Annotated in this window: 29 protein-coding genes; 16 read left to right on the top strand and 13 right to left on the bottom strand. The window is 47.1% G+C overall.

Annotation, left to right across the window (positions count from 1 at the left end; all coding sequences use genetic code 11):
- Nucleotides 1–40 precede the first annotated feature (40 nt).
- Together AB432_RS11805 and AB432_RS11810 are read right to left on the bottom strand one after the other, a co-directional pair.
- Nucleotides 41–1,231 carry a helix-turn-helix domain-containing protein gene (locus AB432_RS11805; RefSeq protein ID WP_048032444.1) on the bottom strand — a complete coding sequence of 397 codons (1,191 nt, stop codon included), beginning with the start codon at nucleotides 1,229–1,231 and terminating at the stop codon, nucleotides 41–43.
- Between the two features lie 150 nt (nucleotides 1,232–1,381).
- Nucleotides 1,382–2,209 carry a sulfurtransferase gene (locus tag AB432_RS11810; RefSeq protein ID WP_048032445.1) on the bottom strand — a complete coding sequence of 276 codons (828 nt, stop codon included), beginning with the start codon at nucleotides 2,207–2,209 and terminating at the stop codon, nucleotides 1,382–1,384.
- A 99-nt stretch (nucleotides 2,210–2,308) separates the two neighbouring features.
- Between AB432_RS11810 and AB432_RS11815 the strand changes: the two genes are divergently transcribed.
- On the top strand, nucleotides 2,309–2,908 hold the full coding sequence (locus tag AB432_RS11815) for a DUF502 domain-containing protein (RefSeq protein ID WP_048032446.1): 600 nt from the start codon (nucleotides 2,309–2,311) through the stop codon (nucleotides 2,906–2,908).
- 164 nt (nucleotides 2,909–3,072) lie between these two features.
- Here AB432_RS11815 and AB432_RS11820 read toward each other — a convergent pair whose 3' ends face one another.
- Nucleotides 3,073–3,315, bottom strand: coding sequence for a hypothetical protein (locus AB432_RS11820; protein ID WP_007724492.1), 243 nt, complete (start codon nucleotides 3,313–3,315; stop codon nucleotides 3,073–3,075).
- Nucleotides 3,316–3,380: 65 nt separating this feature from the next.
- Nucleotides 3,381–3,824 (bottom strand): DUF2621 domain-containing protein, encoded by a 444-nt coding sequence (locus tag AB432_RS11825; protein ID WP_048032447.1) that lies wholly within the window; start codon nucleotides 3,822–3,824, stop codon nucleotides 3,381–3,383.
- A gap of 167 nt (nucleotides 3,825–3,991) precedes the next feature.
- Between AB432_RS11825 and AB432_RS11830 the strand changes: the two genes are divergently transcribed.
- The 3 genes from AB432_RS11830 (at nucleotide 3,992) to AB432_RS11840 (ending at nucleotide 5,832) form a co-directional block, all read left to right on the top strand.
- Nucleotides 3,992–4,366, top strand: a complete 375-nt coding sequence (locus tag AB432_RS11830; protein ID WP_048032448.1) for a hypothetical protein — start codon at nucleotides 3,992–3,994, stop codon at nucleotides 4,364–4,366.
- Nucleotides 4,367–4,420: 54 nt separating this feature from the next.
- Entirely contained in the window at nucleotides 4,421–5,380 is a 960-nt protein-coding gene (locus AB432_RS11835) for a tetratricopeptide repeat protein (RefSeq protein ID WP_048032449.1), read from the top strand.
- Between the two features lie 65 nt (nucleotides 5,381–5,445).
- Nucleotides 5,446–5,832: a VOC family protein gene (locus AB432_RS11840; RefSeq protein WP_048032450.1), complete on the top strand. Its 387-nt coding sequence runs from the start codon at nucleotides 5,446–5,448 to the stop codon at nucleotides 5,830–5,832.
- Nucleotides 5,833–5,912: 80 nt separating this feature from the next.
- Here AB432_RS11840 and AB432_RS11845 read toward each other — a convergent pair whose 3' ends face one another.
- From AB432_RS11845 to AB432_RS11855, 3 genes are read right to left on the bottom strand one after another with little or no spacing between them, the layout of a single operon-like run.
- The gene (locus AB432_RS11845) at nucleotides 5,913–6,719 is read right to left on the bottom strand and encodes an ABC transporter permease (protein WP_048032451.1); all 807 of its coding nucleotides are present in this window, start codon (nucleotides 6,717–6,719) and stop codon (nucleotides 5,913–5,915) included.
- The gene (locus AB432_RS11850) at nucleotides 6,700–7,503 is read right to left on the bottom strand and encodes an ABC transporter ATP-binding protein (RefSeq protein ID WP_048032452.1); all 804 of its coding nucleotides are present in this window, start codon (nucleotides 7,501–7,503) and stop codon (nucleotides 6,700–6,702) included. The genes AB432_RS11845 and AB432_RS11850 overlap by 20 nt, the downstream gene beginning before the upstream one ends.
- A 6-nt stretch (nucleotides 7,504–7,509) precedes the next feature.
- Entirely contained in the window at nucleotides 7,510–8,502 is a 993-nt protein-coding gene (locus AB432_RS11855) for an ABC transporter substrate-binding protein (RefSeq protein ID WP_048032453.1), read from the bottom strand.
- 126 nt (nucleotides 8,503–8,628) lie between these two features.
- Between AB432_RS11855 and rnz the strand changes: the two genes are divergently transcribed.
- The 4 genes from rnz (at nucleotide 8,629) to AB432_RS11875 (ending at nucleotide 10,753) form a co-directional block, all read left to right on the top strand.
- Entirely contained in the window at nucleotides 8,629–9,585 is a 957-nt protein-coding gene (rnz, locus tag AB432_RS11860) for a ribonuclease Z (RefSeq protein WP_048032454.1), read from the top strand.
- 43 nt (nucleotides 9,586–9,628) lie between these two features.
- Nucleotides 9,629–9,853 (top strand): hypothetical protein, encoded by a 225-nt coding sequence (locus AB432_RS11865; protein WP_048032455.1) that lies wholly within the window; start codon nucleotides 9,629–9,631, stop codon nucleotides 9,851–9,853.
- A 26-nt stretch (nucleotides 9,854–9,879) separates the two neighbouring features.
- On the top strand, nucleotides 9,880–10,536 hold the full coding sequence (locus tag AB432_RS11870; RefSeq protein WP_082195909.1) for a YczE/YyaS/YitT family protein: 657 nt from the start codon (nucleotides 9,880–9,882) through the stop codon (nucleotides 10,534–10,536).
- 127 nt (nucleotides 10,537–10,663) lie between these two features.
- A complete protein-coding gene (locus tag AB432_RS11875) occupies nucleotides 10,664–10,753 on the top strand; it encodes a YjcZ family sporulation protein (protein WP_100169674.1) in 90 nt (29 codons plus the stop codon).
- Between the two features lie 108 nt (nucleotides 10,754–10,861).
- Here AB432_RS11875 and AB432_RS11880 read toward each other — a convergent pair whose 3' ends face one another.
- Complete coding sequence (locus AB432_RS11880) at nucleotides 10,862–11,134, bottom strand: stage VI sporulation protein F (RefSeq protein WP_048032456.1); 273 nt, start codon at nucleotides 11,132–11,134, stop codon at nucleotides 10,862–10,864.
- 187 nt (nucleotides 11,135–11,321) lie between these two features.
- Here AB432_RS11880 and AB432_RS11885 point away from each other — a divergent pair, with 187 nt between their 5' ends.
- Nucleotides 11,322–12,254: a S8 family peptidase gene (locus AB432_RS11885; protein WP_048032457.1), complete on the top strand. Its 933-nt coding sequence runs from the start codon at nucleotides 11,322–11,324 to the stop codon at nucleotides 12,252–12,254.
- Between the two features lie 58 nt (nucleotides 12,255–12,312).
- On the opposite strand, the gene AB432_RS11890 is transcribed toward AB432_RS11885, so the two are convergent.
- The gene (locus tag AB432_RS11890) at nucleotides 12,313–12,639 is read right to left on the bottom strand and encodes a hypothetical protein (protein ID WP_048032458.1); all 327 of its coding nucleotides are present in this window, start codon (nucleotides 12,637–12,639) and stop codon (nucleotides 12,313–12,315) included.
- 69 nt (nucleotides 12,640–12,708) lie between these two features.
- Here AB432_RS11890 and AB432_RS11895 point away from each other — a divergent pair, with 69 nt between their 5' ends.
- Both AB432_RS11895 and AB432_RS11900 read left to right on the top strand, forming a co-directional pair.
- Entirely contained in the window at nucleotides 12,709–13,161 is a 453-nt protein-coding gene (locus AB432_RS11895; protein ID WP_048035779.1) for a YaiI/YqxD family protein, read from the top strand.
- On the top strand, nucleotides 13,158–13,826 hold the full coding sequence (locus tag AB432_RS11900; protein ID WP_048032459.1) for a phosphatase PAP2 family protein: 669 nt from the start codon (nucleotides 13,158–13,160) through the stop codon (nucleotides 13,824–13,826). The genes AB432_RS11895 and AB432_RS11900 overlap by 4 nt, the downstream gene beginning before the upstream one ends.
- An 8-nt stretch (nucleotides 13,827–13,834) precedes the next feature.
- On the opposite strand, the gene AB432_RS11905 is transcribed toward AB432_RS11900, so the two are convergent.
- Nucleotides 13,835–14,716, bottom strand: coding sequence for a LysR family transcriptional regulator (locus tag AB432_RS11905; RefSeq protein ID WP_017247917.1), 882 nt, complete (start codon nucleotides 14,714–14,716; stop codon nucleotides 13,835–13,837).
- Between the two features lie 133 nt (nucleotides 14,717–14,849).
- Here AB432_RS11905 and AB432_RS11910 point away from each other — a divergent pair, with 133 nt between their 5' ends.
- On the top strand, nucleotides 14,850–16,067 hold the full coding sequence (locus AB432_RS11910) for an MDR family MFS transporter (RefSeq protein ID WP_201265933.1): 1,218 nt from the start codon (nucleotides 14,850–14,852) through the stop codon (nucleotides 16,065–16,067).
- A 281-nt stretch (nucleotides 16,068–16,348) separates the two neighbouring features.
- Here the strand turns inward: AB432_RS11910 and AB432_RS11915 are convergent, their stop codons facing one another.
- Both AB432_RS11915 and AB432_RS11925 read right to left on the bottom strand, forming a co-directional pair.
- Nucleotides 16,349–17,737: an amino acid permease gene (locus tag AB432_RS11915; protein WP_048032461.1), complete on the bottom strand. Its 1,389-nt coding sequence runs from the start codon at nucleotides 17,735–17,737 to the stop codon at nucleotides 16,349–16,351.
- A gap of 539 nt (nucleotides 17,738–18,276) precedes the next feature.
- A complete protein-coding gene (locus AB432_RS11925; protein ID WP_048032462.1) occupies nucleotides 18,277–19,695 on the bottom strand; it encodes a sigma-54 interaction domain-containing protein in 1,419 nt (472 codons plus the stop codon).
- A 196-nt stretch (nucleotides 19,696–19,891) separates the two neighbouring features.
- Between AB432_RS11925 and AB432_RS11930 the strand changes: the two genes are divergently transcribed.
- Nucleotides 19,892–21,103 carry an ornithine--oxo-acid transaminase gene (locus AB432_RS11930; RefSeq protein WP_048032463.1) on the top strand — a complete coding sequence of 404 codons (1,212 nt, stop codon included), beginning with the start codon at nucleotides 19,892–19,894 and terminating at the stop codon, nucleotides 21,101–21,103.
- Nucleotides 21,104–21,380: 277 nt separating this feature from the next.
- A complete protein-coding gene (locus AB432_RS11935) occupies nucleotides 21,381–21,518 on the top strand; it encodes a sporulation histidine kinase inhibitor Sda (protein ID WP_007725857.1) in 138 nt (45 codons plus the stop codon).
- Nucleotides 21,519–21,595: 77 nt separating this feature from the next.
- Here the strand turns inward: AB432_RS11935 and AB432_RS11940 are convergent, their stop codons facing one another.
- The gene (locus AB432_RS11940; RefSeq protein ID WP_048032464.1) at nucleotides 21,596–22,105 is read right to left on the bottom strand and encodes a molybdopterin-binding protein; all 510 of its coding nucleotides are present in this window, start codon (nucleotides 22,103–22,105) and stop codon (nucleotides 21,596–21,598) included.
- Nucleotides 22,106–22,510: 405 nt separating this feature from the next.
- Here AB432_RS11940 and AB432_RS11945 point away from each other — a divergent pair, with 405 nt between their 5' ends.
- Together AB432_RS11945 and AB432_RS11950 are read left to right on the top strand one after the other, a co-directional pair.
- Nucleotides 22,511–24,037: an AbgT family transporter gene (locus AB432_RS11945; RefSeq protein WP_048032465.1), complete on the top strand. Its 1,527-nt coding sequence runs from the start codon at nucleotides 22,511–22,513 to the stop codon at nucleotides 24,035–24,037.
- A gap of 132 nt (nucleotides 24,038–24,169) precedes the next feature.
- Nucleotides 24,170–25,339 carry a MalY/PatB family protein gene (locus tag AB432_RS11950; protein ID WP_048032466.1) on the top strand — a complete coding sequence of 390 codons (1,170 nt, stop codon included), beginning with the start codon at nucleotides 24,170–24,172 and terminating at the stop codon, nucleotides 25,337–25,339.
- Nucleotides 25,340–25,397: the final 58 nt, after the last annotated feature.

Genomic DNA, 25,397 nt, shown 5'->3' on the forward strand with positions numbered 1-25,397 from the left:
GGAATCCCCTCTCGATGATAATGTTTCTCACTGGAAAACATTATAATTCACACAAGAAGGGGGCTCCATGGACAACACCTTGAATTGCATTTGGACTTTTCCCCGTTACCATCAGCACCATCTCATCCAGCATGCGGTTCATGGCAACCGGTGAATACTCGTACCACGGATTAGAAGGCAAGGGGTAGAGATAGCCATTTTGAACAGCGCGAAGTCCTCTCCAAAGCGAATGATGTTGTAGTGTCAGCCAGCTTAGGCGTGTCGACTCATCCAGACAAACGAACAACAGGATTCGCTCCGGGTCTAAGCTCGCAAGCTGCTCGAGCGTGATGGGCTGATTGCAAGGCTCCGTTTCCTCTTCCACAAGAAAAAGCTGCAAATCATCGCACAGAAGCTCCTTCATTCCCTTGTTGTTGTAGAGATGGATACCATCCCGATAAAGTCGAATGATCGCAAATTTATCTTGCTTGAGCACGGACAAAAGCTCTGCGCGAGCGTCAGCAGCCTTCGCTTCATAAAAAGCGATCCAGGAGTCACCAGCAGCTTCTTTGCCCGTGTAACTGGCAACTTCACGTAATTGCTCTCTCCAGTCAGAAGATTGGAGGGTCAAGACGTCTATGGCGTGTGCGGACAAGCGTTGCCTAGTAGTTTCGGGAAGTTCTCTGTGGCTAATGACAACATCCGGTTTGGCAGCCAAAAGCATCATTTCCTGATCGCCATCGTTCCGTGTTGTTTCGACCGATTTTAGATGAACGGCAATTCGCTGCTGATACTGCTGATAATAGTAGGGGGTCCACTTCGCATCCAAAGGAGCAGCGACTGGTATAATCCCCAGTACCATTAGATGACCTAACAGGGAAGGGGAGTAAACGGCAACTTTGCGTTCGGAAGCTCTTTCATACGCAGACGGGGATACACCCACTTCCTTCTTGAACTTCCGACTAAAGTAAAACTCATCGCTATACCCGATTGTTTTCGCAATATCCCGCAGCTTCATATCCGTCTCGCGTAACAATCGTTTGGCATGATTGATACGCAGACTCGTTACATAGTCCATGACACTTTGTCCGTAAGCCTTCCTGAACGAATCACCAAAATAGCTCGGACTCAAGTTCGCCATCGCTGCCAACGTAGTTACGTTTAATGGACGATCGAAGTTACAGATCATATATGAGCGAACCTCGTGGAGTGACATATGACGACTAGGCTCGTATTCTTCGTTATGCTTCATGAATCCATCCACCTTTTCAGGCAAGTGCTAATACTTTTGATAATGATAATTATTATCTATGAATAATAACGAAAATGATAGTGGAAGAAAAATAAGGCGACCGCTTCTCAGTATCGTAAGGAAGCGATCGCCGACAGTCCAATTATGGAATTACTCTTCGCCGGTAGCTACCGGATTATCTGGATACGAGCTCCAATCACTCCAACTGCCCACATACAATTTCACATCTGTTCGACCAGCAGCATGGAAAGCAAGTAAATTGGAGCAAGCCGTCACGCCTGAACCACAATAGACGATCAATTCTTTGTCAGCATAAGGGGCGAGAAGCTTTTGCAGCTCGTCTGCCGGAAGCATCGTCTGATCAGCAGTGAGGTTGTCCTTATAAAAGAAATTGTGCGCCCCGGGTATGTGACCTGCTTTTGCGTCGATCGGTTCGTTCTCGCCGCGGTAGCGTTCTGGTGCACGAGAATCGAGCAGTACAGTGTGCTCGCTGCGTTTTTTGACACCTTCCATGTCAACCAGCATGTCGTGGCGGACATGAGGGACGAACTGACGAGCTTGTACAGTAGGTACTTCTGCTGTTACCTCATAGCCAGCCTTTTTCCAAGCAGCGTATCCACCGTTGAGTACAGCTACCCGATCGTGACCAAGGTATCGCAGCAGCCACCATAGACGTCCTGCCATCGCCATTTCCTGATCATCGTAGGCGATGACAGTCGTGTTGGCATCGATTCCCGCATTTGAAAAATGGGCAGCCAGCAGATCCGTGTCTGGTAACGGATGACGCCCACCATGCTCGCTTTTGGAGCCAGAAAGGTCACGGTTCAGATGAAAGTAGAGGGCTTGCGGGATATGGTCCTTTGTGTATTCCTCTGCACCTGCTTCAGAAGCACTTAAAGCAAAACGACAATCGACGATCACCAAATTTTCATCGTTCAGATGATCCTTGAGCCATTGAGGTGTGACAAGTGCTTGCATCAATCTCCCTACTTTCTCTTTTTTTCTTCATCATAGCAGATGGCAATCTAATCAGGTACAATAATTACGGTAAGGTGGTTAGGAGAGAGGAGCAGAGAGATGAAGCGTTTCATCCGCTATTTTTTAGAAGGGTTATTGTTTGTCATTCCTTTGGCAGTGACGATTTATATTTTGTACTGGATATTCACGACAGTAGATAACTGGTTCTATCTGCTGGTCAACAACTGGTTTAATCTCCAAATTCCAGGGCTTGGCTTCCTCTTGACGATACTAGGCATCACGATTGTAGGTTTTCTGGCATCCAATGTGCTGACACGCGGAGTGCTTTCGCTCGTGTCCACCGTTTTCGAGAAAGTGCCGTTTATCAAACTCATTTATACGTCCATCAAGGATTTGATCGGAGCGTTTGTAGGGGAGAAGAAGAGCTTCGACAAGCCGGTGCTCGTGACGCTATCCAAGGATGGAAATGCGAAGGCCATTGGGTTTATTACAAAGGAAAGCCTTGATTCTTTTGGTCTCACAGACCACGTAGCGGTCTATCTGCCACAGTCGTACAATTTTGCAGGAAATCTCTTGCTGTTTCCGAGTGATCAGGTACAACTGCTTGATACGGAAAGCTCAGAAGTCATGGCATTCCTGGTATCGGGTGGAGTATCCGGAGGGCCGCAAAACGTAAACAAAAAAAGCAGCGATGCGTAAATCATACAAACCTCCAACGCCACGAGTCTTGTGGTTTTGGAGGTTTGTTGCTTTCGTTTCTGTCCACCACTGCTTGATTTGCATGTAATTACAATCTAACCTCGATTTTTCCACATAAAAAAAGACACTCAAACGGGTTTGAGTGTCTTCTCATTTTCATTACGTTAACTGCTAAAAAATCCACTATGGCTGGAATATTTGCGACGATAGTGACGATGACCGTATGTTCGATGCCCCATCTTCCAAAAAGGGCGATATCGGTAATCGCTGCTGCTGTACTTGTGATAGCCACGTCCGGTCATTTTCCACAAGAACCGTGCGCCTTTCTTAAAGAGGACCGCCACAATGACAATCGCAACGATCAATATAACGAAACCGATCCCCAAAATCGTGAGTAGGACTGACATCCACATCGTCTCCTTGCCAAAAAGGTCTTACCCTTTTTTACGGATGACTCCACGGGAAGTTTCACTTATCCCTCGGCATTTAAATATTTCTCATAGGGCGTGTAATCGATTTCTTTGGATTTCAGGTGGGCAATGAGCCATTTATGGTCACGCTTGGGGGTAGCTACGATGTACCCCTTTACAATCAAATCTGTCGTAATGGTAGTTGCTTTCTCTTCCAGCGCGATCTGCCCTATTTTCGCTGCAATGGAACGTCTCGCAACATCACGAAACAACTGTGGCACAGGATCAACCAATTCATTGAGCAAGGTCAGACCCTCATCTGTCCAGAGTGCACGTGTCTGATCAATGAAATGATCTTGCCAATCCAAGTCAGATTTTCCGTCTTGCTTGGGCATGGACTTGAGAAATTTGCGGAACATGAAATACCCGCCAATCGCCATAAGACTTACGAGAACAATGGTCCAACCAACGATAAACAGGGAAAACCCTGTAGACATTTCACCCATACCTTGTACACCTCATTACCAATATCCATTCATTTGTAAAAATTGTACCTTATTTTGGTTCGAGCAACAAACTTTTTGTGTGTTTACCCATCCTTGGGGTTTGCTCTTCCCAAGAACACATACAATTTAGTATGATTAGAATTAATCTTTATTGGGAGTTGACGCTCATGTTCAAGCTTGGACAACGCGTCGTCATTGTTGCCGACTCCTTCGAGCAAGGTTTGCCTTTGGGTGAATATGGATACCTGATTGCTCGTGACCGCAATCCGGACAGCGCATTTTCCTGGGTTTTACGCATTCCGAAAATTGATAAGCATATCGCCGTTGTAGAAGAGGATATCGTCTTGGAGGAGCAATTGCTGGAGGAAGAAGCAAATCGCATCTCGCATGAGGCTTTGCTTGATTTTGCATTGGCGACAAGGAACGAAGCACTGTTTCGACAACTGATGGGCATGGAAGATGCAGAAGAGGCAAATGACGAACCCGCGAAGGAATCAATGGAGGAATTTATCCGTAAAGTAAATATCAAAGCATGGATCTAATTGGCGGTACAAGCATTTGAAACTTTTGTGAGGAAATGAAAGCGAGGCTGTTTCATGTCTGAATTTGTGACGTTTACCAATGAGTTCGGTCAAACCATCGATATGTCCCGAGAGGATTACCAGAAAAAAATCATTCCGCAAAATCTGGATAAGTACTGGGATGAAAAAGATAAGCTTCGCGATTTTGCGATGGAGTTGGTGAAGGGTCAATTTCATGAGCAAGCCGCTGTCGCTGCCGACAGGCTTCTCGAATTATACGGTCCAATCGAGTCTGCTCTCATTTTCCGTGCAGTCGTTCATATGCAGGCGAGAGAATTTGAAAGCGCTAAAAAAATTCTGACAGATTGTCTGGAACGATTCCCTTCCTCGGGTACGGCTTGCACCAATTTGGCAAAAATCTTCGCGTTTGAGGGAGATGAGCCAAAAGCGTTCGAGACCCTACATACAGGTCTGCACAAAGACCCTAATCAAGAAAATGGCTTGAACATGTTTGTTGAGAGCTTCTTGCAAAGAGGGAAGAAGGATGAGCTGAAAGCGCAGCTTGAGGCGCTAGCAAGTAAAGAAGGCGCTTGGAGACCACAATTGCAGTTGGCACGTGTTGCGTTGAATGAGGAGGATCTCCTGAATGCAATGAAATGGTACACGGTTGCGATTGAAGGAGCGAAAGATCGCTTTGAGGTTGTCATGACTGTAACAGGTGAATTGGGACAAGCGGGATATGTCTATCAGTTGATTCAGATTTGTGAAAAGTTCTGGACGCCACATTTCCCCTATCCGTATGCAGGCTTCAACTATGCCAACGCTCTGCTGGCGACCGATCAAATGGAAAAGGCAATCGTCATTCTGCGAAACATGCAAGAGCATTTACCAGATAACTACAAGCCTATGGTCGATCACTTCCTGAATCGAGTACCTGGAGCCCTCGAAGTGGAAGCAGCGGCCCAACAGAAAGTCGTCGAGAGCCAAATGGACGATTCGACGGCGAAGAAGAGCAAGTGGAAGTTTTGGAAGTAAATCGATAGATGTAGCGCCCGGCAATTCACTGTCGGGCGTTTTTCTGTAAAAAGGAGGACTGTGCGATGCTGCATCACGTGGAAGTGTATGTCTCTAATCTGGCACGCTCCAAAGATTTTTGGGGCTGGTTGTTGGAAGGAGAGCTGGGCTATACGCGCTATCAAGAATGGGCGAGCGGGGTAAGCTGGAAACAGAACGGTACCTATCTGGTTTTTGTCCAGGCAGAAGAGCGATTCCTCGACATTCCGTATCATCGTTGTCGAGTCGGTTTGAATCATCTGGCATTTTACGCACGGGATCGAGAACATGTGGAAAAGCTGCGGGAGGAAGCTGCTCGTCGCGGTATCTCTTTGCTCTATCAGGATCGGCATCCGCATGCTGGAGGCGAGGGACATTATGCTTTGTTTTTCGAGGACCCAGATAGAATGAAGGTCGAGATCGTCGCTCCCTAACCCCGACAGAACATATTGGTCCATGAAAAAACGGTGCAATCATCCCCGGTAGATGGTTGGCACCGTTTTTTAGAAGCCATCTATTTGAACTGGCTGGTGAGCCGCCGCTCTATATAGGCTACACCTTGATACATCAGGGTAGCGATGACCGCGATAATGGCTAAGCTCATCATGACCAGGGTGAAATTAAATACTTGGAACCCGTATATGATCAAATACCCCAAGCCTTGCTGGGATACGAGAAACTCTCCGACGATGACGCCTACCCACGAAAGTCCGACATTCACCTTCAGCGTTGCGAGAAGGGTTGGGATGGTAGCTGGCAAAATGACGAGCGTGAAGATTTGCCGTTTGCTCCCGCCGAGTGTTTGCACAACTTTGACGTAGTTTTGATTGACTTCCTTGAAGCTGGTATAGACGTTGATCGTGGTGATGATGATCGAGATCGCGCACCCCATCGCTATGACGGAGAGCAAACCTGGACCAAATCCGACGATGAAAACCGGACCGAGCGCTACTTTTGGCATACTGTTGGCAATCACGAGATAAGGCTCCAGTACGCGGGAGAGAAAAGGGGACCACCAAATGATCGTTGCCATGACGGTTCCCAGAATCGTTCCTAAGAGAAAGCCGATGATCGTTTCCCATACGGTCAAACCGACATGCGGGAGAAGACTGCCATCTTGCAGCTGCAACCAAAATTGAGCCCAAATCTTGGAGGGATAGCTGAAGATGAGCGCATTAATGGTATTGGTTCGAGCCAATAGCTCCCATAAGCCGAGAAAAACGAGAAAGAGGAACAGTTGGGTGGCAAAGACGGAATAGCTCATACGCTTTTCTAGCTGTAAGTAGCGACGATGGACGGATTCAATTTCCTTTGGCTGCATCAGACACTACCTCCATCTCTTTCCACACGCGATGGAACAAGTCTTGGAATCCATCATGATTTCTGGCGTCGAATGGCAGAGCATCCCGGATCGGGGTGGGTACGATAATCTCGTTGTTGATGCGTCCCGGGTTGCGTGAAAAGATATAGACGCGATCGCCCATCGCGATCGATTCGGAGAGATCATGTGTCACAAGGACTGCCGTTTTTTTATGCCGACGCAGCGTTGAAAAGATCAAGTCTTCGAGCTTGAGTTTGGTTTGGTAGTCCAAAGCCGAAAATGGTTCGTCAAGCAACAGCACATCAGGTTGACAGGCGAGTGTTCGGACGAGTGCAACCCGTTGCCGCATGCCGCCGGACAGTTGCAGGGGAGAGGATTTGCGCACATCAGACAGTTCCATTTCATCCAGTAGATGCAGCGCGTACTCCTCTGTTTCCTTGGAGCGGATGCCTTGGATATCGAGTCCGAGAAACACGTTATCTTCGATGGAGCGCCAATTGAACAAATAATCTTGCTGAAGCATGTAGCCAACTTGCCTTGACGTTCCGTTGACTTCTCTTCCGTCGATCCACACCTTGCCTGCTGTCGGCTTCTCAAGCCCTGCAATGAGTGAGAGCAGCGTCGTCTTTCCACAACCGCTGGGACCAACCAGACAAATGAATTCGCCTTCCTCCACGCGCAGGTTAATGTCTTGGACCGCCATGAACGCCCTGGTCGTGGATAAATAAAGATGGGTCACGTGGCCGAGTTCTATTTTTGCCGGCGTAGAAGAAATCTGCTTCATGACGGCCTATTTCCCTTCCTTGGATTGGGTAGCAAAAGTGGTGTTGACCAGCTTGTTGTAATCAGCACGTTGCTTTAATTCACCAGCGGAATCCATAATATCTTGTAGCTGGTTCCATTCCTTTTCGTCCAGTATGGGATCTGTCGCATAGGAGCCCTGTTCCAGGTAACGCTGTACAGCGGTCTCCAGAATCTTTGGATCGATTTGCTCGAAGTACTTGCCAATCACATCAGCCGTTTCTTTTGCACTGTGGCTGGCAACCCACTGTTGCCCTTTGTAGACCGCATTGGTAAACTTTTGGATAGCTGCTGCGTTGCTGTCGATATAGCTTTGTTTTGTCATGAAGACGGTATAAGGAACGGTTCCGCTCTCTTTGCCAAAAGAGGCGACGACATGGCCGATTCCTTCCTGTTCAAAGCGGGAGGCTTCCGGTTCAAAGAGCTGTACATACGCTCCGGTACCCGATGCGAAGGAAGACGCAATATTTTTGAATTCGATATTCTGAATGAGTTCCAGGTCGCCTTGCGGATTGATATGGTGCTTTTTGAGTACATACTCTCCGACCATTTGCGGCATGCCGCCTTTACGTTGACCCAAGAAGACACTGCCCTTTAGCTTGTCGAAAGTAAAGTCATCCATTTTGGTGCGGGAGACGAGGAAGGTACCGTCCGTCTGCGTGAGCTGCGCGAAGTTGACAACTGGATCGGCAGCTCCTTGCTGAGAGACGTAGATGCTGGTCTCGGAGCCGACAAGCGCTACCTCGATGCCGCCAGATAAGAGGGCCGACATCACTTTATCTCCGCCGGGTATGGTTGAGAGCTCCACTTCCAGACCCTCTTCCTTGAAAAATCCTTTTTCAAGTGCGACATATTGCGGGGCGTAAAACAAGGAACGAGTTACTTCACCAATTCTTATTTTTTCGGGAGTGCTGGAGCAGCCAGTCAAGACGGCTGTCATAACGAGAAAAGCGGCCAGCCCCAGCGCCAAAAATCGTTTCATGATTAGGAGTCCCTCCTTGCTAGGCTTTGTATGTTGTAGGCTATGCGCCCAGACAAAAAAGGGTGAATGCCTAGAGATAGAGACAGGCACATGATGAGGGAAGGCCACAAAGGAGATGGACATAGCGTGATCGTTACATTTTTAGGCACCGGATCAGGTGCACCCACTACGCGAAGAAACGTGAGCGGGATTGGCTTGCGATTTTTACAGGCAGGCAAGTGGTGGTTGTTTGACTGCGGAGAGGGGACTCAACACCAGCTACTGCGAGCACCGATGAAAATTAGTCAATTGGATAAAATCTTTATCACCCATCTGCATGGGGATCATCTGTATGGACTGATCGGACTGCTTGCGAGTCGGTCTTTGCGCAATACCGAACCGACTCCGTTAGAGCTGTACGGACCACAAGGGCTCGACCGATATTTTCGCGGTATCATGGAGGCAAGTCCGGTTCATTTACAATATCCTTTGGAAATAAAAATCGTCAGTGAGGGAGTAATCTACGAGGACGAAGAGATCGTGGTGAGCTGTCGAATGGCGAAGCATCGCGTGCCTTCATTTGCTTATGCCGTGATGGAAAAGGAAAAGACAGGAGCATTTCAAGTAGAACTGGCAAAGCAAGCCGGGGTGCCGTCAGGGCCGTTATTTGGAGCTTTGAAGAGAGGAGAGCAGGTCACACTTGAGGATGGTCGAGTGTTGGACGGCAAGGACTTCGTTGGAGAGCCGCAGCCAGGACGCAAAATTGTCTTCAGTGGAGATACGGAGCCGAGCCAAGCGGTTGTGGAACTGGCAAAAGGGGCAGATTTGCTCGTTCACGAAGCGACCTACGCCCATCATGACAAGGAGCTGGCTACCAGAAGCGGACATTCCACAGCACGCGAGGCGGCTCAAATTGCGAAAGACGCGGGCGTGAAAGAACTGTGTCTGACTCACTTTAGTCCACGTTATGAAGATGAGGACGGAGATTTTTCGATGGAGGATTTGTTGGCAGAAGCTCAGCAAATTTTTCCGGCGACCCAATTGGCTGATGATCTTGGCAGCATTTCTGTAAAGCGAGAGAGAAACGATGGGAGAAAGCCATAATCCCTGCTATAATGAATGATCACGATGGAGGAGGTGGGGGAGCATGAAGCGGATTACTTTTACAACACCAGAAGAACTCATTCAACATTGTCAGTCGGAAGAAGTCAGTCTCGTCGTCGAATATCGAGACGATGTGAACAAGCAGCGCCAGGTCATTTTGACGGGAGAGCAGCTTGCAGAGGCAAAAACTTACCTGGACTTCTCCAAATCCGAAGCGTATTACCGGAAGGACGGGCTTTTTTACGAAGTGATTGCAGGTTGGAAGTAAACCACATCGTCAGGAGATGAGCAGACGTGTCTGGCAGAGGGTTCAACAGGTCGATCGCAGTTCGCTACATGATGTTTGTACTGGGCTTGTTCGTTGGTGCATTCGGTACGGTACTGGCTATTAAAGCAAACCTTGGCGTAGCACCTTGGGAAACCTTTCACATCGGCCTGCAAAAAACATTTGGATTAACGATTGGCCTATGGTCTCAGATCGTAGGAGTCGTTGTCATTTTCGCCACGTATTTGGTGGCAAAAATCAAGCCTAATTTTGGAATGTTCTTAAATATGATTTGCTTTGGTGTTTTTCTCGATCTTATCTTATGGTTGGATTTTATTCCTGAGGTGCAATCAATCTGGGCGAGGCTCTTGATGTTTCTTACAGGCGTTGTTGTTTTGGCTGTCGGGATCGGGATGTATTTGTCTCCTTCTCTTGGAGCTGGTCCGCGTGACAGCTTCATGCTTGCGATGAACGAACGTCTTGGCTGGAGTATCCAGCGAGTCCGCCTTATCATAGAAGTAACCGTTTTACTTGCAGGCGCTGCTTTGGGCGGACCTGTGTCAATCGGCACGATACTAATCGCGCTATTAACGGGACCAATGATTCAACGGACGATTCCGTTTTGGCGTCAAGTTATGAGAAAGCAGTATGGTCTGCCAGACCCAGTTGAAAGACAAGCGAGCTAATCTCCACTCCATTTGCCAGTAACTGTGTAAAAAACGGGAAAAACGGTCTTGTATAGGCGATGGTCCAATCATCCTTGAGCATTCGCACATACAGTATGATTAGTTGCTGGCAAAGGAGGGAAAGCGAATGAGTCTGTTCAACGGAGGATTTGACGACTTTGCTTTAATACTGGTGTTGTTCGTATTGCTCGTTATCGTTGCTTGCTCTTGCGATTAACGAAAACACCGGGTAGCTTCGCCAGGAGGGAGAGCGATTTTTCGCTCTCTCTTTTGTTTTGCAAAAAAAGCTTCGCCATAGAGGGGCGAAGCCAAGGGGAGACCTATCTTATCCGAGGCGATCGTGTACTTGTTTTTTTACACTGGACATTTGCTGGTCGGATAATTTGACACCGACCGCCTTGCTGACTTTTTTGATTAGCTCGCTTAATTTCTTGTCGTCCTTCAAGTCTTTCATGGAGAAGTCTTTGGCCAGCGATCGTACATCACCCATCGTCCATTTTTTCTTGCTTTTCTTGTTAATGGATTTCAATAAATCACGTGGACTGCCCTTCGCTTTGAGCTTGACTTTTGCCTTTGCTTTTCCTTTTGCTTTTGCCATGATGCTTCGCTCCTTTCAAAAGAATACGCCTGCCCTATGCAGTTATATGGAAAAGCAAGGGAGTTCGCTTGGACAGATTCACGCCGCTATTCGCCTATTTTGCTCAACGTTGTGCAATGGCCCAAACCCATAGGGGGAGCCGTGACATAGGATGAGTCAGAACGATGCATGACAGGAGGCTAGTGGGTTGAAAATTGTCAGCTTTCATCGGGATACGCCGTTTACCGAGATACTGTCAGATTTGAAAACCAAGGTTCTGACTAAAACCGAGAGACTTCCATGGCGATGCTATGATGACCTTTCTTGCTTGTGTGTCAAACAAAAGATATTTGAGCAGCATGAGGAGCTTTTTCGAAGGTATAAAGCGATGGTGGAAGAGAACATTACCGTAAGCGTCCATGCGCAAGGGGAGGATGAAATCCCGTGGGGCGTTCAATATGTGGGAGCACAGAGATTGTGGCGAAAGGGGCGCGGAGCAGGCGTCAAGGTCGCTGTCATCGATACGGGAATCTCCCGCGATCACTTTGACTTGAAGGATCAAATAAAGGGCGGCATCCAGCTAGTGCGCGGCAAACAAAATGGACACGGGACACATGTCGCAGGGATTATCGTAGCTGAGATGAACCAAAGGGGTATTGTCGGAGTTTCTCCAGAGGCCCATTTGTATGACGTCCGTGCTTTTGATCATGAAGGTCAATCATCGTTGTCGACCATTTTGCAGGCCCTGCAATGGTCAATTGCCAATAAGATGGATGTGGTCAACATGAGCTTTGGCATGCCCCAGTATAGCGAAGCAATGGCGAGAGCAGTTAATCGGGCCCATCAGCAAGGAATCGTACTGGTAGCTTCGGCAGGCAACGGAGGGGGAGAAGCGGAGTATCCAGCGCGGTACGATGGTGTCTTAGGGGTTAGTGCGATTGATCAAACGGGAAAATTGGCATCGTTCAGTGCGAGAGGCAAGGGCGTAAATATGAAGGCACCCGGGGTTGATATTTTGTCTACGTGGCCGGGGAATCAGTTTAAAAAGCTGAATGGTACTTCGATGGCTGCCCCGCATATTGCAGGACTGAAGGCGTTAGAAATTGGTCGCAAGCGAAAAAAAAGCATAGCGTTCCTATAAAAAAACAGCTCCGCGGCTAAAAAAGAAGCCAAGGAGCTGTTGGATTTTCATAAACGAATTATTGATGGATTTTGGTGTCATGGTCTTGCTGGACGCGGAACCATATATTAAGATCGTTAATAACACTGGCCAATTCGTGGATCTCGCTGTTCAATTCGCAAGATCTTACGAAATTTTCTTCTTCGGACATTTGTTTGGTTTTTTCGATGATGACCTTCTCTACCCGGTGTATTTGATCCGGAATGGTCGCGCGGATTTCTTCCCATTCCAGCAACATATCCGCTCTTTCTACAGTCGAATAATCTTCCCATTCCAGATGCAGCACGGGAAGTCGTATACCTAGCCGTTCATCATGGATAAATTGATAGCGCAAAGGTGAACTCACTCCTCTCCACCTCCATCATACCAAAAATGAATCAGTACGGGGAGAGAAATACACTTGAAAGGAGCAACCATGTCAAAAGGACGTGTTCTTATCGATGCGGATGCTTGTCCGCGCCAGGCTCTCTTAACTGCCCAAGCATTGTGCAAGGAGCTCGACTGGATCTGTTTGACCTTTGCCAGCTATAATCATCAAATCGGCAACGCAAATCATGTAACAGTAGATGCCGGCCCACAAGCGGTAGATATGAAGCTGGCGAACGAAACGAGTTCAGGAGATGTCGTGGTGACGCAAGATATTGGTCTGGCAGCGCTCATTCTCGGGAAGAGAGCCCATGCAATGACACCGCACGGGATGGTTTTTGACCCGGAACGGATTGCGTTTCATTTGGAAGAACGAAATGAAAAAGCGAGATATCGGCGCGGGGGAGGTCGTACAAAGGGGCCTGCTGCTCGCACGCGTGAAGACGATCAGCGATTTGCTGAGTCCTTGCGCTTTTTGATGGAAAGAGGAGATCAACAATGAATCAGACAACGAGAAAAAATGGATATGTAGGCGGAGCACTAACGTTTGCTGTTCTTGCTACGATTATGTTTGCCCTCTACGTAGCGGGGAAAGTAGCAGGTATGGATCAAGCTGCCATCGCATTTGCGGAGGCGATCCGCTCGGAGATTGGGACCGCTTTTTTCCGATTGGTAACCATTCTGGGCGGAGGCATGTTCCTTGTACCAGTAGCGGTAATGATGATCGCTGTCCTGTACATAAAGAAATATCGAGTGGAGGCAATGTTTGTTCTCATTTCCCTCGGTGTCAGTGAAGTTGCAAATGAACTCTTAAAGCTGTTCTTTGCCAGACCTAGACCGAGTGGCGTCAATCTGGTTGAGCTGCCAGAGTCCTTTTCGTTTCCGAGCGGTCATGCGATGATTGGACCAGCCTTTTATTGCATGGTTGCATTTTGGATTGCCCAATGGTTTGCGGAGAAAAGATGGTCGTCGCTCGTACAGCCTGCGGTTTTTATTTTCGTAGCATTGCTCGCGTTCAGCCGTGTGTACTTGGGCGTTCATTATGTAAGTGATGTGCTTACCGGCTTTTTCCTGTCGATGTGCTGGTATTTTCTCCTTCGTCTTGGCTATGAAGAATGGATGGGGAGACGAAGCACGGTCGTCGACCCCATACCGCATTCCAGATAAACGGCAAGCTAGGTGGAATATCCTAATTCACTCATTAAACTCAGCCATTTTTCTACGCTGGGTTTATTTTTTTTGTCCTTCGGCAAGACGATGTACGCCGAGCGTTTGGGAGGCTTATTGCCAGTTATAATCAGTTCCTTCAAGGTACCTGCCGCAAGCTCGGCTTTGACGGTAGAGCGTGTTAACAGGCTAACGCCGAGACCTTCTTTGATCAGATCGATGGCGAGCTCTGCTTTGTCTACTGTCAGCTTGGGGACGTAATTACGCGGCAGTGTCTGTCTAATCCACTCGTTAAAAGGAGGGCCCCAATTCATGTACAGCAGCGGCAGATTGCGCAGCTCGCGCGAATCGACGTGTGTAGATGCGGCAATGGGGCTCTCTGGACAGCAAACCAAGACAATTTCATCATCCCACGTTGGAATAACATCAAAATTGGGCAAGGATGGGGGGACGTACACAATTCCGATTTGAATCACGTTGTCCAGCAAATACTGGATGACATCGGACGAATGCCCTGTCTTGGTGCTGATCGCAATTTGTGGATACCGATAGTGGTACTCTTTCAAGATCGGCTCGAGGGTAGAAGTCCAGATCGCGTTTAAGCTGCCGATCGATAAATAATCTTCATAAGGCTGGAGTGAAGCGACTTCATTTAGCGCTTCATGGGACAGTTTGAGGATTCTCTCCGCATACGGTAAAAGGGTTAATCCCGCTTGGGTAATCTCAACACTTCTTTTATCACGAATGAAAAGAGGTTTGCCAACTTTTTCTTCCAGTTGCTTGATTCGCATTGTCACCGTAGACTGGACTAAGTGGAGCATTTCCGCAGCCTTGGTGAAATTTTTCGTTTGGGCCAATGTGTAGAAAGCGCGTAATTGTTCGAAGTCCATACAGTTGGAATCCCTCTTATCTAAATATTTGATTACCATATACAAAAATGTTCGTTTCCCAAATTATACCCTGTTCGCTAAGCTGGGGATATCCTTATTTCATGTGGCTATCGGGAGAGCGAGGGGTATGGGGATGAAGTGGGAATGGTGGCGAGAAACGCCCTTTTCAGTGAAGCTCTTGTTAAGCACATCTTTTATGATGAATATGGGTTTTTATGCATTAATCCCGTATCTCACTTTGTATTTAACGGGTAGTATCGGTTGGACACTGGCGATGGCAGGGATTGTCCTGAGTGTCAGACAGTTTTCCCAACAAGGTCTTGCCTTTTTAGGCGGTGTGATCGCGGATGCCTTCGGATACAAAGGGGCGATGTTCCTCGGATTGGGCGTACGTGCGATTGGTTTTGCGATGTTCGCTTTTTGTACTGAGACGTGGCACTTTTTTGTTGCCGCGATTCTTTCCGGTTTGGGTGGGGCGCTGTTTGAGCCTGCTTGCTCTGCTGCCTATGCGATTATTACACCTGAGGCGATCCGAAAAGAAGTATTCTCCCTTCGCAATGTGCTTGGCAATATTGCGGTTGTCGGTTCCCAAATCGTGGGGACAGCACTCTCGGCTATTGATTTTACGTACATTTCATTGTTTGCAGGGGCCGTCTTCGGAGTGAATGCCATCGTGATCTTCTTTTTATTCCCACCGATTCGCGCTACAAATACACGGCATAGTATATGGGAAAGTATGTCCTCGGTAGTGAAGGACAAGCTGTTTGTACGATATACCTTTATTTTGATGGGGTATTATTACTTGAATATGCAGGTATTTTTAACGATTCCGCTGTTTGTTGAGAATGTTACGCATAGCAAGGTGAATGTAGGGATCGTGCTTTCTGCGCTCTCGCTGTTTGTTATCTTATTTCAAATGAAAGTGACACAGTTGCTGGAGAGTTATCAGCAAAGGCTTACCTTGATTGGCATTGGGACGTTGTTTATGAGTGTGGGACTATTTTTGTTCACCTTTGCCGATTCATTGTGGCTCATTCTCTTGGATGTGTTCCTTTTTGCACTGGGCACTATGATTGCTGTTCCAAATCTGGTGGATGTCGTTCCTCGTTTTGCTCCCAAGGACTTGGTGGGCGCCTATTACGGCTTCAATGGGTATTCGATTGCCATCGGAGGTTCGTTCGGACAAATAGCCGGAGGATGGGTGTACGATGTAGGGCTGCGCTTGCAAACGCCGTGGCTGCCGTGGACCATTTGTTTGGTCATCGGGTTTTGGGTGGCCTGGATGCTATATCGTATGGAACAACAAACCGGACAAATCGGGAATGATCTGAAGAAAATAGCTCGATCGTAAATATTTTTGGGCGAAATGAAACATTTTCCATCGTTCACACGTATATAACGATAGAGAAGATTGGCGCAAGAAAGTGAGGGAATTTTATGGAAGATATGAAAAAGCTAAAGCGCATGTTGCTTGTAACGAGTTCCCTTGGATTTGCAGTTTTTGCCATGGTAGTCGTTACGGAAATTGTCCGAATCTCATTGTAGCATTGCCAAGCCTATTGCATCGCATATAAAACAAGAAAAGCTTGCAGTCCCTTCTTGAAGAGGGGGCTGCAAGCTTTTCTTTTTAATTTACGCTTCGAGTTTCTTTTTAAAATGGAATTGGTACACGCATATCGCGATGATCATAAACGGAACTCCGCAGTACAAGGCGATGCGCTGTTCTGGATCGAATGCCAGACTCACGAGAACGAGCAAGTTCAAGATCAAGGAAATCAAAGGCAGTATAGGGTACAAAGGCGTACGGAACTTCAGATCCTCCAGCTTGCCTCCATTTTTCAGGTAATGGCGACGGAAAGCGAGTTGTGAAGCGGAGATGGAGATCCAACCCACCTGTGCACCGAGACCAGCGATAGACAACAGTACCATGAACACCGTATCTTCTGCAAAAATACCGGACAGAAGAGACAAGAGAGCAATGGCAAACGTAATCAACAAAGCGTTCATGGGAATCCCTTTTCCATTTACGGCCCCAAGCTTTTTCGAAGCCATGCCTTCTTTGGACAGGGAGTAAAGCATACGAGTTGCTGCGTACAAACCAGAGTTCGCCACAGACAGAAGTGCTGTCAGGACAACGAAGTTCATAATGTCAGCCGCATAAGGAATCCCAATACTGTCAAAAACGACGACAAACGGACTTTCAATCACACCCGCCTGTTGGTGTGGAATCATCCCTGCCACGATGGCAATCGCCAGAATGAAGAAAACGAGTGTACGCCAAACGGTCGTACGAATGGCTTTCGGGATCGTCTTCTCTGGATTCTCACTTTCTCCAGCTGCAATCCCGATGAGCTCGGTACCTTGGAAGGAGAAGTTCACGGTGATCATCGTCATCAGCAAGCCTGTGATTCCAAACGGGAGAAGCGGGCTTTCTGTAAAGTTGGTGAGCATTGGCGCAGGCTGACCGTTTTTCAGGTCGATGAGGCCAAACATCGCAGCTCCACCCAAGATGATGAACAAGATGATAGCGCTTACTTTAATGCTGGAAAACCAGAACTCAGATTCACCGAACGCTCGAGCAGATAAAGCATTTAATAAGAAGAGCACTACACCGAAGATCGCGCACCACATCCAAACAGGTGAGTCAGGGAACCAACGTTGCATCAGCAATCCTGATGACAACAACTCTAAAGCAACGGTCACGGCCCAACCAAGCCAATACAACCAGCCTACACCAAACCCAAGTGCTGGGCTAACAAAGCGGGTCATATATGTTTGGAACGAACCCGCCACTGGCATGGCAACTGTCAGCTCGCCCAGACATAGCATAGTCAGATACATGATAAAGCCGCCGACTAAATAGGAGAGAATGGCACCAACTGGTCCTGCCTGACTAATTGTATAACCTGATCCGAGAAATAACCCGGTTCCGATTACGCCGCCAAGAGAAATCATAAAGAGGTGTCTGCTGTTCATCGTGCGTTTCAATTGATTGTGCTGATCCATGTTGCTTTGGGACATATAACCCTCTCCTTCACGCGAGTATGTTAAATGGATGTATGCGTTTTCAGGCGCGATAGCGATATATGCTCTGCAAGAATGATACCAAACGAAATACTTTATGAAAATATTATTTTTGAGGTATATACTGCCAAAAAGCGCAAAATCATTCGGCAGTTGATGCAAAATAATTAAAAAAACGCCAAATTTCTTGGCGTTTATTAAAATGGATAAGGTAATAATTGGATTGATAGAAGTGAAGTTAACAAGCTTTTAAAAAGGAACGATGAACCAACAAAACTGTCGAGAAGAAAAAGCGCAGAGCTCGTAGACCTTGACAAAGCCTACCCAGTCGGAACTGCAAAAAGGGGACCACGCTTGTCGAACACTTCTTCCTCGAGAACCTTCCGCCCGTAGGGTGCTTTGGCTCGACGGACCCCTTTTTGCAGTGGAGACGGACAGTGAATCACCTTTGCAAGCGTGTCAGAGTCGAAGGGAACTGTGCTTTTTCTTCTCCTCCACTATGTTGACTCAAACCAAAACGTTTTTATTGGTATGCTTTACCCCTTAATCCCCAGCTTACGCAAACGATACTGCAAGCTTTGACGACTGATCTGCAATTCCTTGGCTGCTCGTGAAATATTCCCGTTATAGCGTTCCACAACATGGTGAATATATGCTGTTTCAAATTCTTGCATGGTTTCCTTCAATGGTTTTCCTTCGTCCACAAAAGGCAACGTGTGAGGGGAGGGTTGCTCGATTGTTACGGAAGCGGCTGGCATACGACGCAAAAAGTGCAAGGGTAAGTGTTCATAGCGGATCGTTGATTCGTCAATCATCAGATTCATGGCCCCCTCAATCAAGTGTTGAAGTTCACGCACATTACCAGGCCAGTCATGCTGGATAAAAAATTGCAGGACCTCGTCGCTGATTCCACTTACTTCCATTTGAAACAGCTCATTGTATTTCTCAATAAAATGGCTGACCAGCATCGGAATATCTTCCTTGCGTTCCCGAAGCGGGGGGAGAAATAACGTGACGACGCCGAGACGATAGTACAAGTCTTTTCGCAGATGGGAATTGGCGATTGCCTCAACAGGATCTTCATTGATAGCGGCAATGATTCGTACATCGATCGACCGATCCTTGGTGTCCCCAATACGTCTAATCGACTTCTCTTGCAGAGCGCGCAACAATTTTGCCTGGAGTGGCATACTAAGCGAGTTGATTTCGTCGAGAAAAAGTGTTCCGCCTTCTGCTTGCTCAAACAATCCGGGTCGCTCTACTGCCCCAGTAAATGCTCCGCGAGCCGTTCCAAACAAAAGCCCTTCGATCAGGCTATCCGGAAGCGCAGCGCAGTTTTGTGAAATAAGGGGACCAGAAGCACGGAGACTGGCATTATGAATGCTTTGCACGAACAGCTCTTTCCCGGCACCAGTTTCACCGACTACCAACACGGACGAGGAGGTGCGTGCTGCACGTTTGGCATTTTCTATGACATCGAGAATAGGACCGCTTCTCCCGATAATGTGCTCGAATGTGTAGCGTGACCCGTTTTTTTGCAGCAAGTTTTCTCTGATCAACCGTTCCATTTTGGTAACATCATTTGCGATTTCCATTGCGCCGATGATCTTGCCATTTTCAATGATGGGATAGGTATTGTTGATGGTTGAAATTTCTTTTTGCTTGTCATTGAAATACGTTTGGCGTGTATTGCGAATGCTATTTCCGGTACGCAAGCATGTGAGCAAGGTACTTTCCTGTCCAGACGGGAACTGAAAAACCTCTGCCAAAGGTTTGTGCAAAACGTCTTGTCTGGTCATCGATTCCAGCTCGGTCATTTTGGAATTGTAGACAATCGTTGTCCCGTCCGAATCGATGACATGTACACCTTCATTCATTCTGTCCAAAATATGTTCATAAATGCGCAAGAGAGTATCAGCCGAAGAATTATGCGTAGAAGACGACACCGTGGTCACCAGCCTTTCCTTATGAGGGTATCATAGCATAAAGGGAATGAGTGCAAAAACATTATGCACTGCAAAAGAATATGAATGCCAGATGCAAAATTTTTTTGCTCGTCTGATCGGATTGGATCGAATTTATGGGGTTTTCCTATTTGGCACCGTTCTTGCTAGATAATTTTAGCAAGTGATCTTGAAGGAGGCTAACGACATGAGTAAAACAAACGTGGTTATTGAACAAACAGAAAAATTTGGTGCGCACAACTATCATCCGCTACCGATCGTTATTTCCAAAGCTGAAGGCGTATGGGTACACGATCCGGAAGGCAATAAATATCTGGATATGCTGAGTGCATATTCTGCGCTGAACCAAGGGCATCGTCATCCACGTATCATCCAAGCTCTGAAAGATCAAGCAGATAAAGTAACGCTCACTTCCCGAGCTTTTTACAATGACCAACTGGGTGAATTCTACGAAAAGCTTTCTGCGGTGACAGGAAAAGAAATGATCCTGCCAATGAACACTGGTGCAGAAGCAGTAGAGACTGCACTTAAAGCGGTTCGTCGCTGGGCTTACGACGTGAAAAAAGTACCAGAGAACCAAGCAGAAATCATCGTATGTGAAGGCAACTTCCATGGTCGTACGGTCACAGTAACTTCCTTCTCTTCTGCAGAAGAGTACAGACGTGGCTTCGGACCATTCACGCCTGGTTTCAAAATCATTCCGTATGGCGATATCGAAGCACTTAAGCAAGCAATTACACCGAATACAGCAGCATTCATGCTGGAGCCAATCCAAGGAGAAGCAGGCATCATCATCCCGCAAGAGGGCTTCCTGAAGCAAGCACAAGAGGTATGTAAAGCAAACAACGTACTTTTGGTCAGCGATGAGATCCAGACGGGCTTCGGTCGCACAGGTAAAATGTTTGCCAGCGATTGGGAAGATGTAGTACCAGACATGTACATCATGGGGAAAGCTCTTGGTGGTGGTGTGTTCCCGATCTCCGCAGTAGCAGCAGATAAAGAAATCTTGAGCGTATTTGAGCCAGGCTCCCACGGTTCTACCTTTGGCGGAAATCCACTCGGATGTGCGGTTGCTGTTGCAGCTATGGATGTATTGGCTGACGAAGGCCTTGTACAGCGCTCCCTGGAAATGGGCGCATACTTCATGGAGAAATTGAAAGAAATCAACAACCCGATCATCAAGGAAATTCGCGGTCGCGGTCTGTTCATTGGTTTGGAGCTGACAACTGCGGCTCGTCCATATTGCGAAAAACTAAAAGAACTGGGACTTCTGTGCAAAGAAACACATGAGACGACCATTCGCTTTGCACCACCGCTCGTTATCAGCAAAGAAGACCTGGATTGGGCAATTGATCGCATCAAGCAAGTTCTGCACGTGACAGAAGCTGCAAACGCATAATAGCAACGAAAAAAGCCATCCTGTAATAGGGTGGCTTTTTTTCTTGAGGGGTCATTATGACAGAATAGTCACATCATTCGTTCGACAAATTTCGACTGACTGTGGATAAATGGAAAAAAACATCCACAAAGGAAATGCTTGGATACTTATAAGTTACACACAATTTGCCCACATGTTACCAACAAGATGTCCACATTGCTTGTGGATATCCGAACGGTTGTTCGATGCAAGTGCTTCTGTTACAATGGGCTCATATTAAAGATGGAGGTGAGCAAAGGTGAAATACTTAAGTGACCAAATGTTGATAGAAGTATATCATCGAGCTGTCGACCTTCAACTAGATGCAGCTTTTATCGAATTGCTTCGCGAAGAACTACAGCATCGGAATATCCGTATCACGCAGTTCAGCGCCTAAGAGCAAAATCATCACACATACGTAACATATGGCAAAAGCCATCCTCTTATTTCGAAGGGAGGATGGCTTTTGTTATCTTACGCTTGCTCTGTAATAAACTCTAAAGCGGTAATTCCTTTGATCGGTGCTTCATTTGCCAGCAATACTTCCGGCAAATAAAAGTACACAGGACCATCTTCTTTAATAGGCTTGCCGTCTTTGGAGAATTGCAGGATGGCTCTTCTTGCCTCTGCAAGTGGAAGAACGATCGCTTCCTGATCCTCGCGGTGAAGACGGACATGAGTCACCTCTGGTAGGGGTTCAGCATTTGTAATGAAGGGATCGAGACGAATTCCGTACTCGCCTTCAAGCACTTTACGTTCTTCGGCTAAGCTTTTTCGTTCGGAAGGAAGCGTAGCCCCTTCGCGCAATTCCTTATCCCACTGCGTCCCCGTGCCAGCCAAATACTTTGCTTGCGTAGCCAGCGAGCTATCATCTTCGCCCGAGTATGTTTTCAGATCGAATTTGCGTTCATCAAAAACCCAAACGGTTGGATCTAATGTAATAGGGAAAGCAATGGCCCCTTTGAACACGATAACATCAGACATACGTCATTCCTCCGTGATCATTCATAATCAATCTCTATATTACTATAGACTCGCAAATGACAGCAATTATCCAAAAAGCGAAAATTTCATAAAATAGTCTAAAAATTATTGACAAGCATTGTATAGATTATATAATCATATTAGAAAGTTATTATGTGAGAGTGAACTTTGTCTGCTACATTTGAATTCTGACTAAAAAGTTGGGGTCAGATAAAAGGCATTGTGTACAAGTCTTTCGATTCTTGAAAAGGCTTTCACGAAAAAGGGAAGCTCACTTCGTCTTTCTCCCGCTGTACCATCAACGGCGATGAGCGCTTGAGAAGGAAGACCACATCATTCATCCCGAGGATGGTTGCAAAGCCGCAGAAACATTCAGGGAATTCAAACGACTTAGGGGGCGAAACTATGGCGAAAGGCACGAATGTGCAAGCAGATCTGATGAAGCAAAAAGGTATCTTAAAGTGGATTGAAACGGTAGGGAATAAGCTCCCGCATCCATTTGTATTGTTCATTATTTTGTGTGGTGTATTGATGGTAGTCTCTGCAATCCTCGCAGCCATGGACTTTTCGGTTATGCATCCTGCAAAAGGCGAAGAGGTTGCCGTTAAGAGTTTGCTTAGCGTCGAAGGGATTCACTGGATTTTAACGAGTATGCTGAAAAACTTTATTGAATTTCCAGCACTTGGTCTCGTTCTGGCGATGACGCTTGGAATTGGACTGGCAGAAAAAATCGGTCTTTTGACGACCGTTCTACGCAAAATGATGGCAGGCATTCCGGCAGCGGTTGTGAGTTATGCAATTGTCTTTGTCGGTATATTAGGAAATCTTGCTTCTGATGCAGCCATGGTGATTATTCCTCCGCTCGGCGGTCTTGTGTTCTTGGCAATGGGGCGTCACCCGATTGCAGGCTTTGCAGCTGGTATGGCTGGTGTATCCTCCGGTTTTACAGCGAACTTTTTCATTGCCGGTACAGATGCCCTCTTGGCAGGGATTAGTACCGAAGTAGCGAAAACGATTGATCCGAATGCAATGGTTACACCAGTAGATAACTGGTTCTTCATGTCAGCTTCCGTTGTCATCCTCGCTTTCATTGGTGGATGGATTACCGATAAAATTATCGAACCACGCCTTGGCACGTATCACGGCGATCGAAACGTACAATTCGAGGAAGTAACGCCTCAAGAAAACAAAGCATTGCGCAAAACGGGTATCGCAGCGTTGATTTTCGTAGTCATTGTAGGATTGCTGGTCGTTCCAGAAGGATCACTGTTGCGTGATCCAAAGACAGGCGACTTCTTGACATCACCGTTTTTGAAAGGGATCATTCCCATCATCTTGTTGTTCTTCGTGACCGTATCGTTTGTGTACGGTAGAGCAATGGGACTGATTAAAACATCGAAGGACATTCCGCATTACATGTCCGAAGCAATCAAGGATATGTCCGGCTTTATTGTGTTAGCGTTTACAGCAGCGCAGTTCATCGCGTTCTTTAACTGGAGCAATATTGGTATCTTGATGGCTGTCAATGGCGCAGAATTCATGACAAACATGGGCTTGACTGGCTTGCCGATCATTATTGCCTTTACACTTTTCACAGGTATCTGTAGCTTGTTTATTACAAGTGGTTCAGCGCTGTGGGCGATCCTGGCACCTGTATTCATGCCAATGCTGATGCTGCTGGATTACAATCCGGCGTTTATCCAGGTCGCTTATCGGATTGCGGACTCTGCAACCAATACGATCTCACCTGTGAATCCGTACATTCCGCTCTTCCTGGCTTTCTATCAGAAGTATAATAAGAATGCAGGAATGGGAACGATTTTCTCTACCATGACTCCGTATGCAATCGTTTTCCTGGTCATATGGATCTTGCAATTGACAGCATGGTACTTCCTGGATCTCCCATTTGGTCCTGGTGTATACGCTCGCTAATCTGTTCTTTCGTAAGAAGAGAGTCGCTCATTGGGCGGCTCTTTTTTTCGTACACCAGAAGCTTGGACAATTGGAAAAAGACGGTTTATGCTGTGTGTATGTATGTGAAGGGAATTAAGGGAGGGAACGAAAGTGTACGATTTTGATCAGCGCATCGAACGCAGAGGGACAGATAGTGTCAAATGGGAGATTCAGAATCCAAAAGTGAACGGTGAAGGAATGCTTCCGCTGTGGGTGGCGGATATGGATTTTGCTTGCGCTCCTGAAATCACGGAAGCACTGATCAAACGAGCAAGTCACCCGATATACGGATACACGTTGAAGTCAAATGCCCTTTATCAGAGCTTGAAAGAGTGGATACACAAGCGATTTGGTGTAGAGGTAGAAGTGAGCTGGATGACGGGGATACCTGGAGTTGTTCCTGGCATACACGTAGCCGTAGAGGCTTATACAGCACCAGGAGAGGGTGTCTTGATCCAGACGCCTGTGTACCATCCTTTTTACCATGCAGTCGAAAATCGCGGACGTCATGTCGTGACCAGCCCACTCTTGGAGCGTGACGGCCGTTATGAAATGAATTGGGATGATCTGGAACAAAAGCTGAGCGACCCGCGGGTGAAGCTCATGCTGCTCTGCACACCGCATAATCCGCTCGGGCGGGTATGGACGAGAGAAGAGCTGGAGCGCTTGGGTAGATTGTGTGTAGAAAATGGCGTGCTTGTGGTTGCCGACGAGATTCATTCGGATTTGGTCTATGAGCCAAATGTTCATACGCCTTTCTATTCGCTGGCACCGGAAATAGCCAATCAGAGTGTAACCTTCCTATCAGCCGCCAAAACGTTTAACTTGGCAGGTCTGTATACTTCCTATCTGATGACAGAAAATCAGCAGTTATTGCGGAACTTCTCCATCACAGCATCCAAAATGGGCTATGAGAATTTGAATCTGTTTGGGATGGAAGCAACGATTGCTGCCTACCAACATGGAGAAGCATGGCTGGAAGAACTGTTGATCTACTTACATAGGAATGCTGCCTATGTGCATGAGTTTTTATCGGCTCGTATTCCTGGGGTATCCATGGCGATTCCGGAAGCGACATACTTGGGGTGGATGGATTTTAGGCAGCTAGGACGTAGTCAGGCGGAGCTGAACAAGCTCATTCGCGAGGAAGCAAAGCTCGGCTTACACGATGGCACGACGTTTGGGCCCGATGGTGCAGGGTTCATGCGAATCAATTTTGCTTGCCCGAGATCGATTTTAGTCGAAGCGATGGAACGATTGGAGCAGGCCGTGCATAAGTAGGGGTAATTTGACATGTCTCATATAGAAATCTACAATCGAATTTATATACATCGACGTA

This window comes from Brevibacillus brevis, from assembly GCF_001039275.2.
GTDB lineage: Bacteria > Bacillota > Bacilli > Brevibacillales > Brevibacillaceae > Brevibacillus > Brevibacillus brevis_C.

Excerpts from the sequence above, each read along its gene's own strand:
- AB432_RS11805 (WP_048032444.1), bottom strand. The coding sequence starts at position 1,231 with ATGAAGCATAACGAAGAATACGAGCCTAGTCGTCATATGTCACTCCAC.
- AB432_RS11895 (WP_048035779.1), top strand. The coding sequence starts at position 12,709 with ATGTCAAAAGGACGTGTTCTTATCGATGCGGATGCTTGTCCGCGCCAG.
- AB432_RS11865 (WP_048032455.1), top strand. The coding sequence starts at position 9,629 with ATGAAGCGGATTACTTTTACAACACCAGAAGAACTCATTCAACATTGT.
- AB432_RS11905 (WP_017247917.1), bottom strand. The coding sequence starts at position 14,716 with ATGGACTTCGAACAATTACGCGCTTTCTACACATTGGCCCAAACGAAA.
- AB432_RS11840 (WP_048032450.1), top strand. The coding sequence starts at position 5,446 with ATGCTGCATCACGTGGAAGTGTATGTCTCTAATCTGGCACGCTCCAAA.
- AB432_RS11940 (WP_048032464.1), bottom strand. The coding sequence starts at position 22,105 with ATGTCTGATGTTATCGTGTTCAAAGGGGCCATTGCTTTCCCTATTACA.
- AB432_RS11820 (WP_007724492.1), bottom strand. The coding sequence starts at position 3,315 with ATGTCAGTCCTACTCACGATTTTGGGGATCGGTTTCGTTATATTGATC.
- AB432_RS11880 (WP_048032456.1), bottom strand. The coding sequence starts at position 11,134 with ATGGCAAAAGCAAAAGGAAAAGCAAAGGCAAAAGTCAAGCTCAAAGCG.
- AB432_RS11835 (WP_048032449.1), top strand. The coding sequence starts at position 4,421 with ATGTCTGAATTTGTGACGTTTACCAATGAGTTCGGTCAAACCATCGAT.
- AB432_RS11915 (WP_048032461.1), bottom strand. The coding sequence starts at position 17,737 with ATGTCCCAAAGCAACATGGATCAGCACAATCAATTGAAACGCACGATG.
- AB432_RS11815 (WP_048032446.1), top strand. The coding sequence starts at position 2,309 with ATGAAGCGTTTCATCCGCTATTTTTTAGAAGGGTTATTGTTTGTCATT.
- AB432_RS11850 (WP_048032452.1), bottom strand. The coding sequence starts at position 7,503 with ATGAAGCAGATTTCTTCTACGCCGGCAAAAATAGAACTCGGCCACGTG.
- AB432_RS11830 (WP_048032448.1), top strand. The coding sequence starts at position 3,992 with ATGTTCAAGCTTGGACAACGCGTCGTCATTGTTGCCGACTCCTTCGAG.
- AB432_RS11930 (WP_048032463.1), top strand. The coding sequence starts at position 19,892 with ATGAGTAAAACAAACGTGGTTATTGAACAAACAGAAAAATTTGGTGCG.
- AB432_RS11855 (WP_048032453.1), bottom strand. The coding sequence starts at position 8,502 with ATGAAACGATTTTTGGCGCTGGGGCTGGCCGCTTTTCTCGTTATGACA.
- AB432_RS11900 (WP_048032459.1), top strand. The coding sequence starts at position 13,158 with ATGAATCAGACAACGAGAAAAAATGGATATGTAGGCGGAGCACTAACG.
- AB432_RS11845 (WP_048032451.1), bottom strand. The coding sequence starts at position 6,719 with ATGCAGCCAAAGGAAATTGAATCCGTCCATCGTCGCTACTTACAGCTA.
- AB432_RS11825 (WP_048032447.1), bottom strand. The coding sequence starts at position 3,824 with ATGGGTGAAATGTCTACAGGGTTTTCCCTGTTTATCGTTGGTTGGACC.
- AB432_RS11910 (WP_201265933.1), top strand. The coding sequence starts at position 14,850 with ATGAAGTGGGAATGGTGGCGAGAAACGCCCTTTTCAGTGAAGCTCTTG.
- AB432_RS11875 (WP_100169674.1), top strand. The coding sequence starts at position 10,664 with ATGAGTCTGTTCAACGGAGGATTTGACGACTTTGCTTTAATACTGGTG.
- AB432_RS11945 (WP_048032465.1), top strand. The coding sequence starts at position 22,511 with ATGGCGAAAGGCACGAATGTGCAAGCAGATCTGATGAAGCAAAAAGGT.
- AB432_RS11810 (WP_048032445.1), bottom strand. The coding sequence starts at position 2,209 with ATGCAAGCACTTGTCACACCTCAATGGCTCAAGGATCATCTGAACGAT.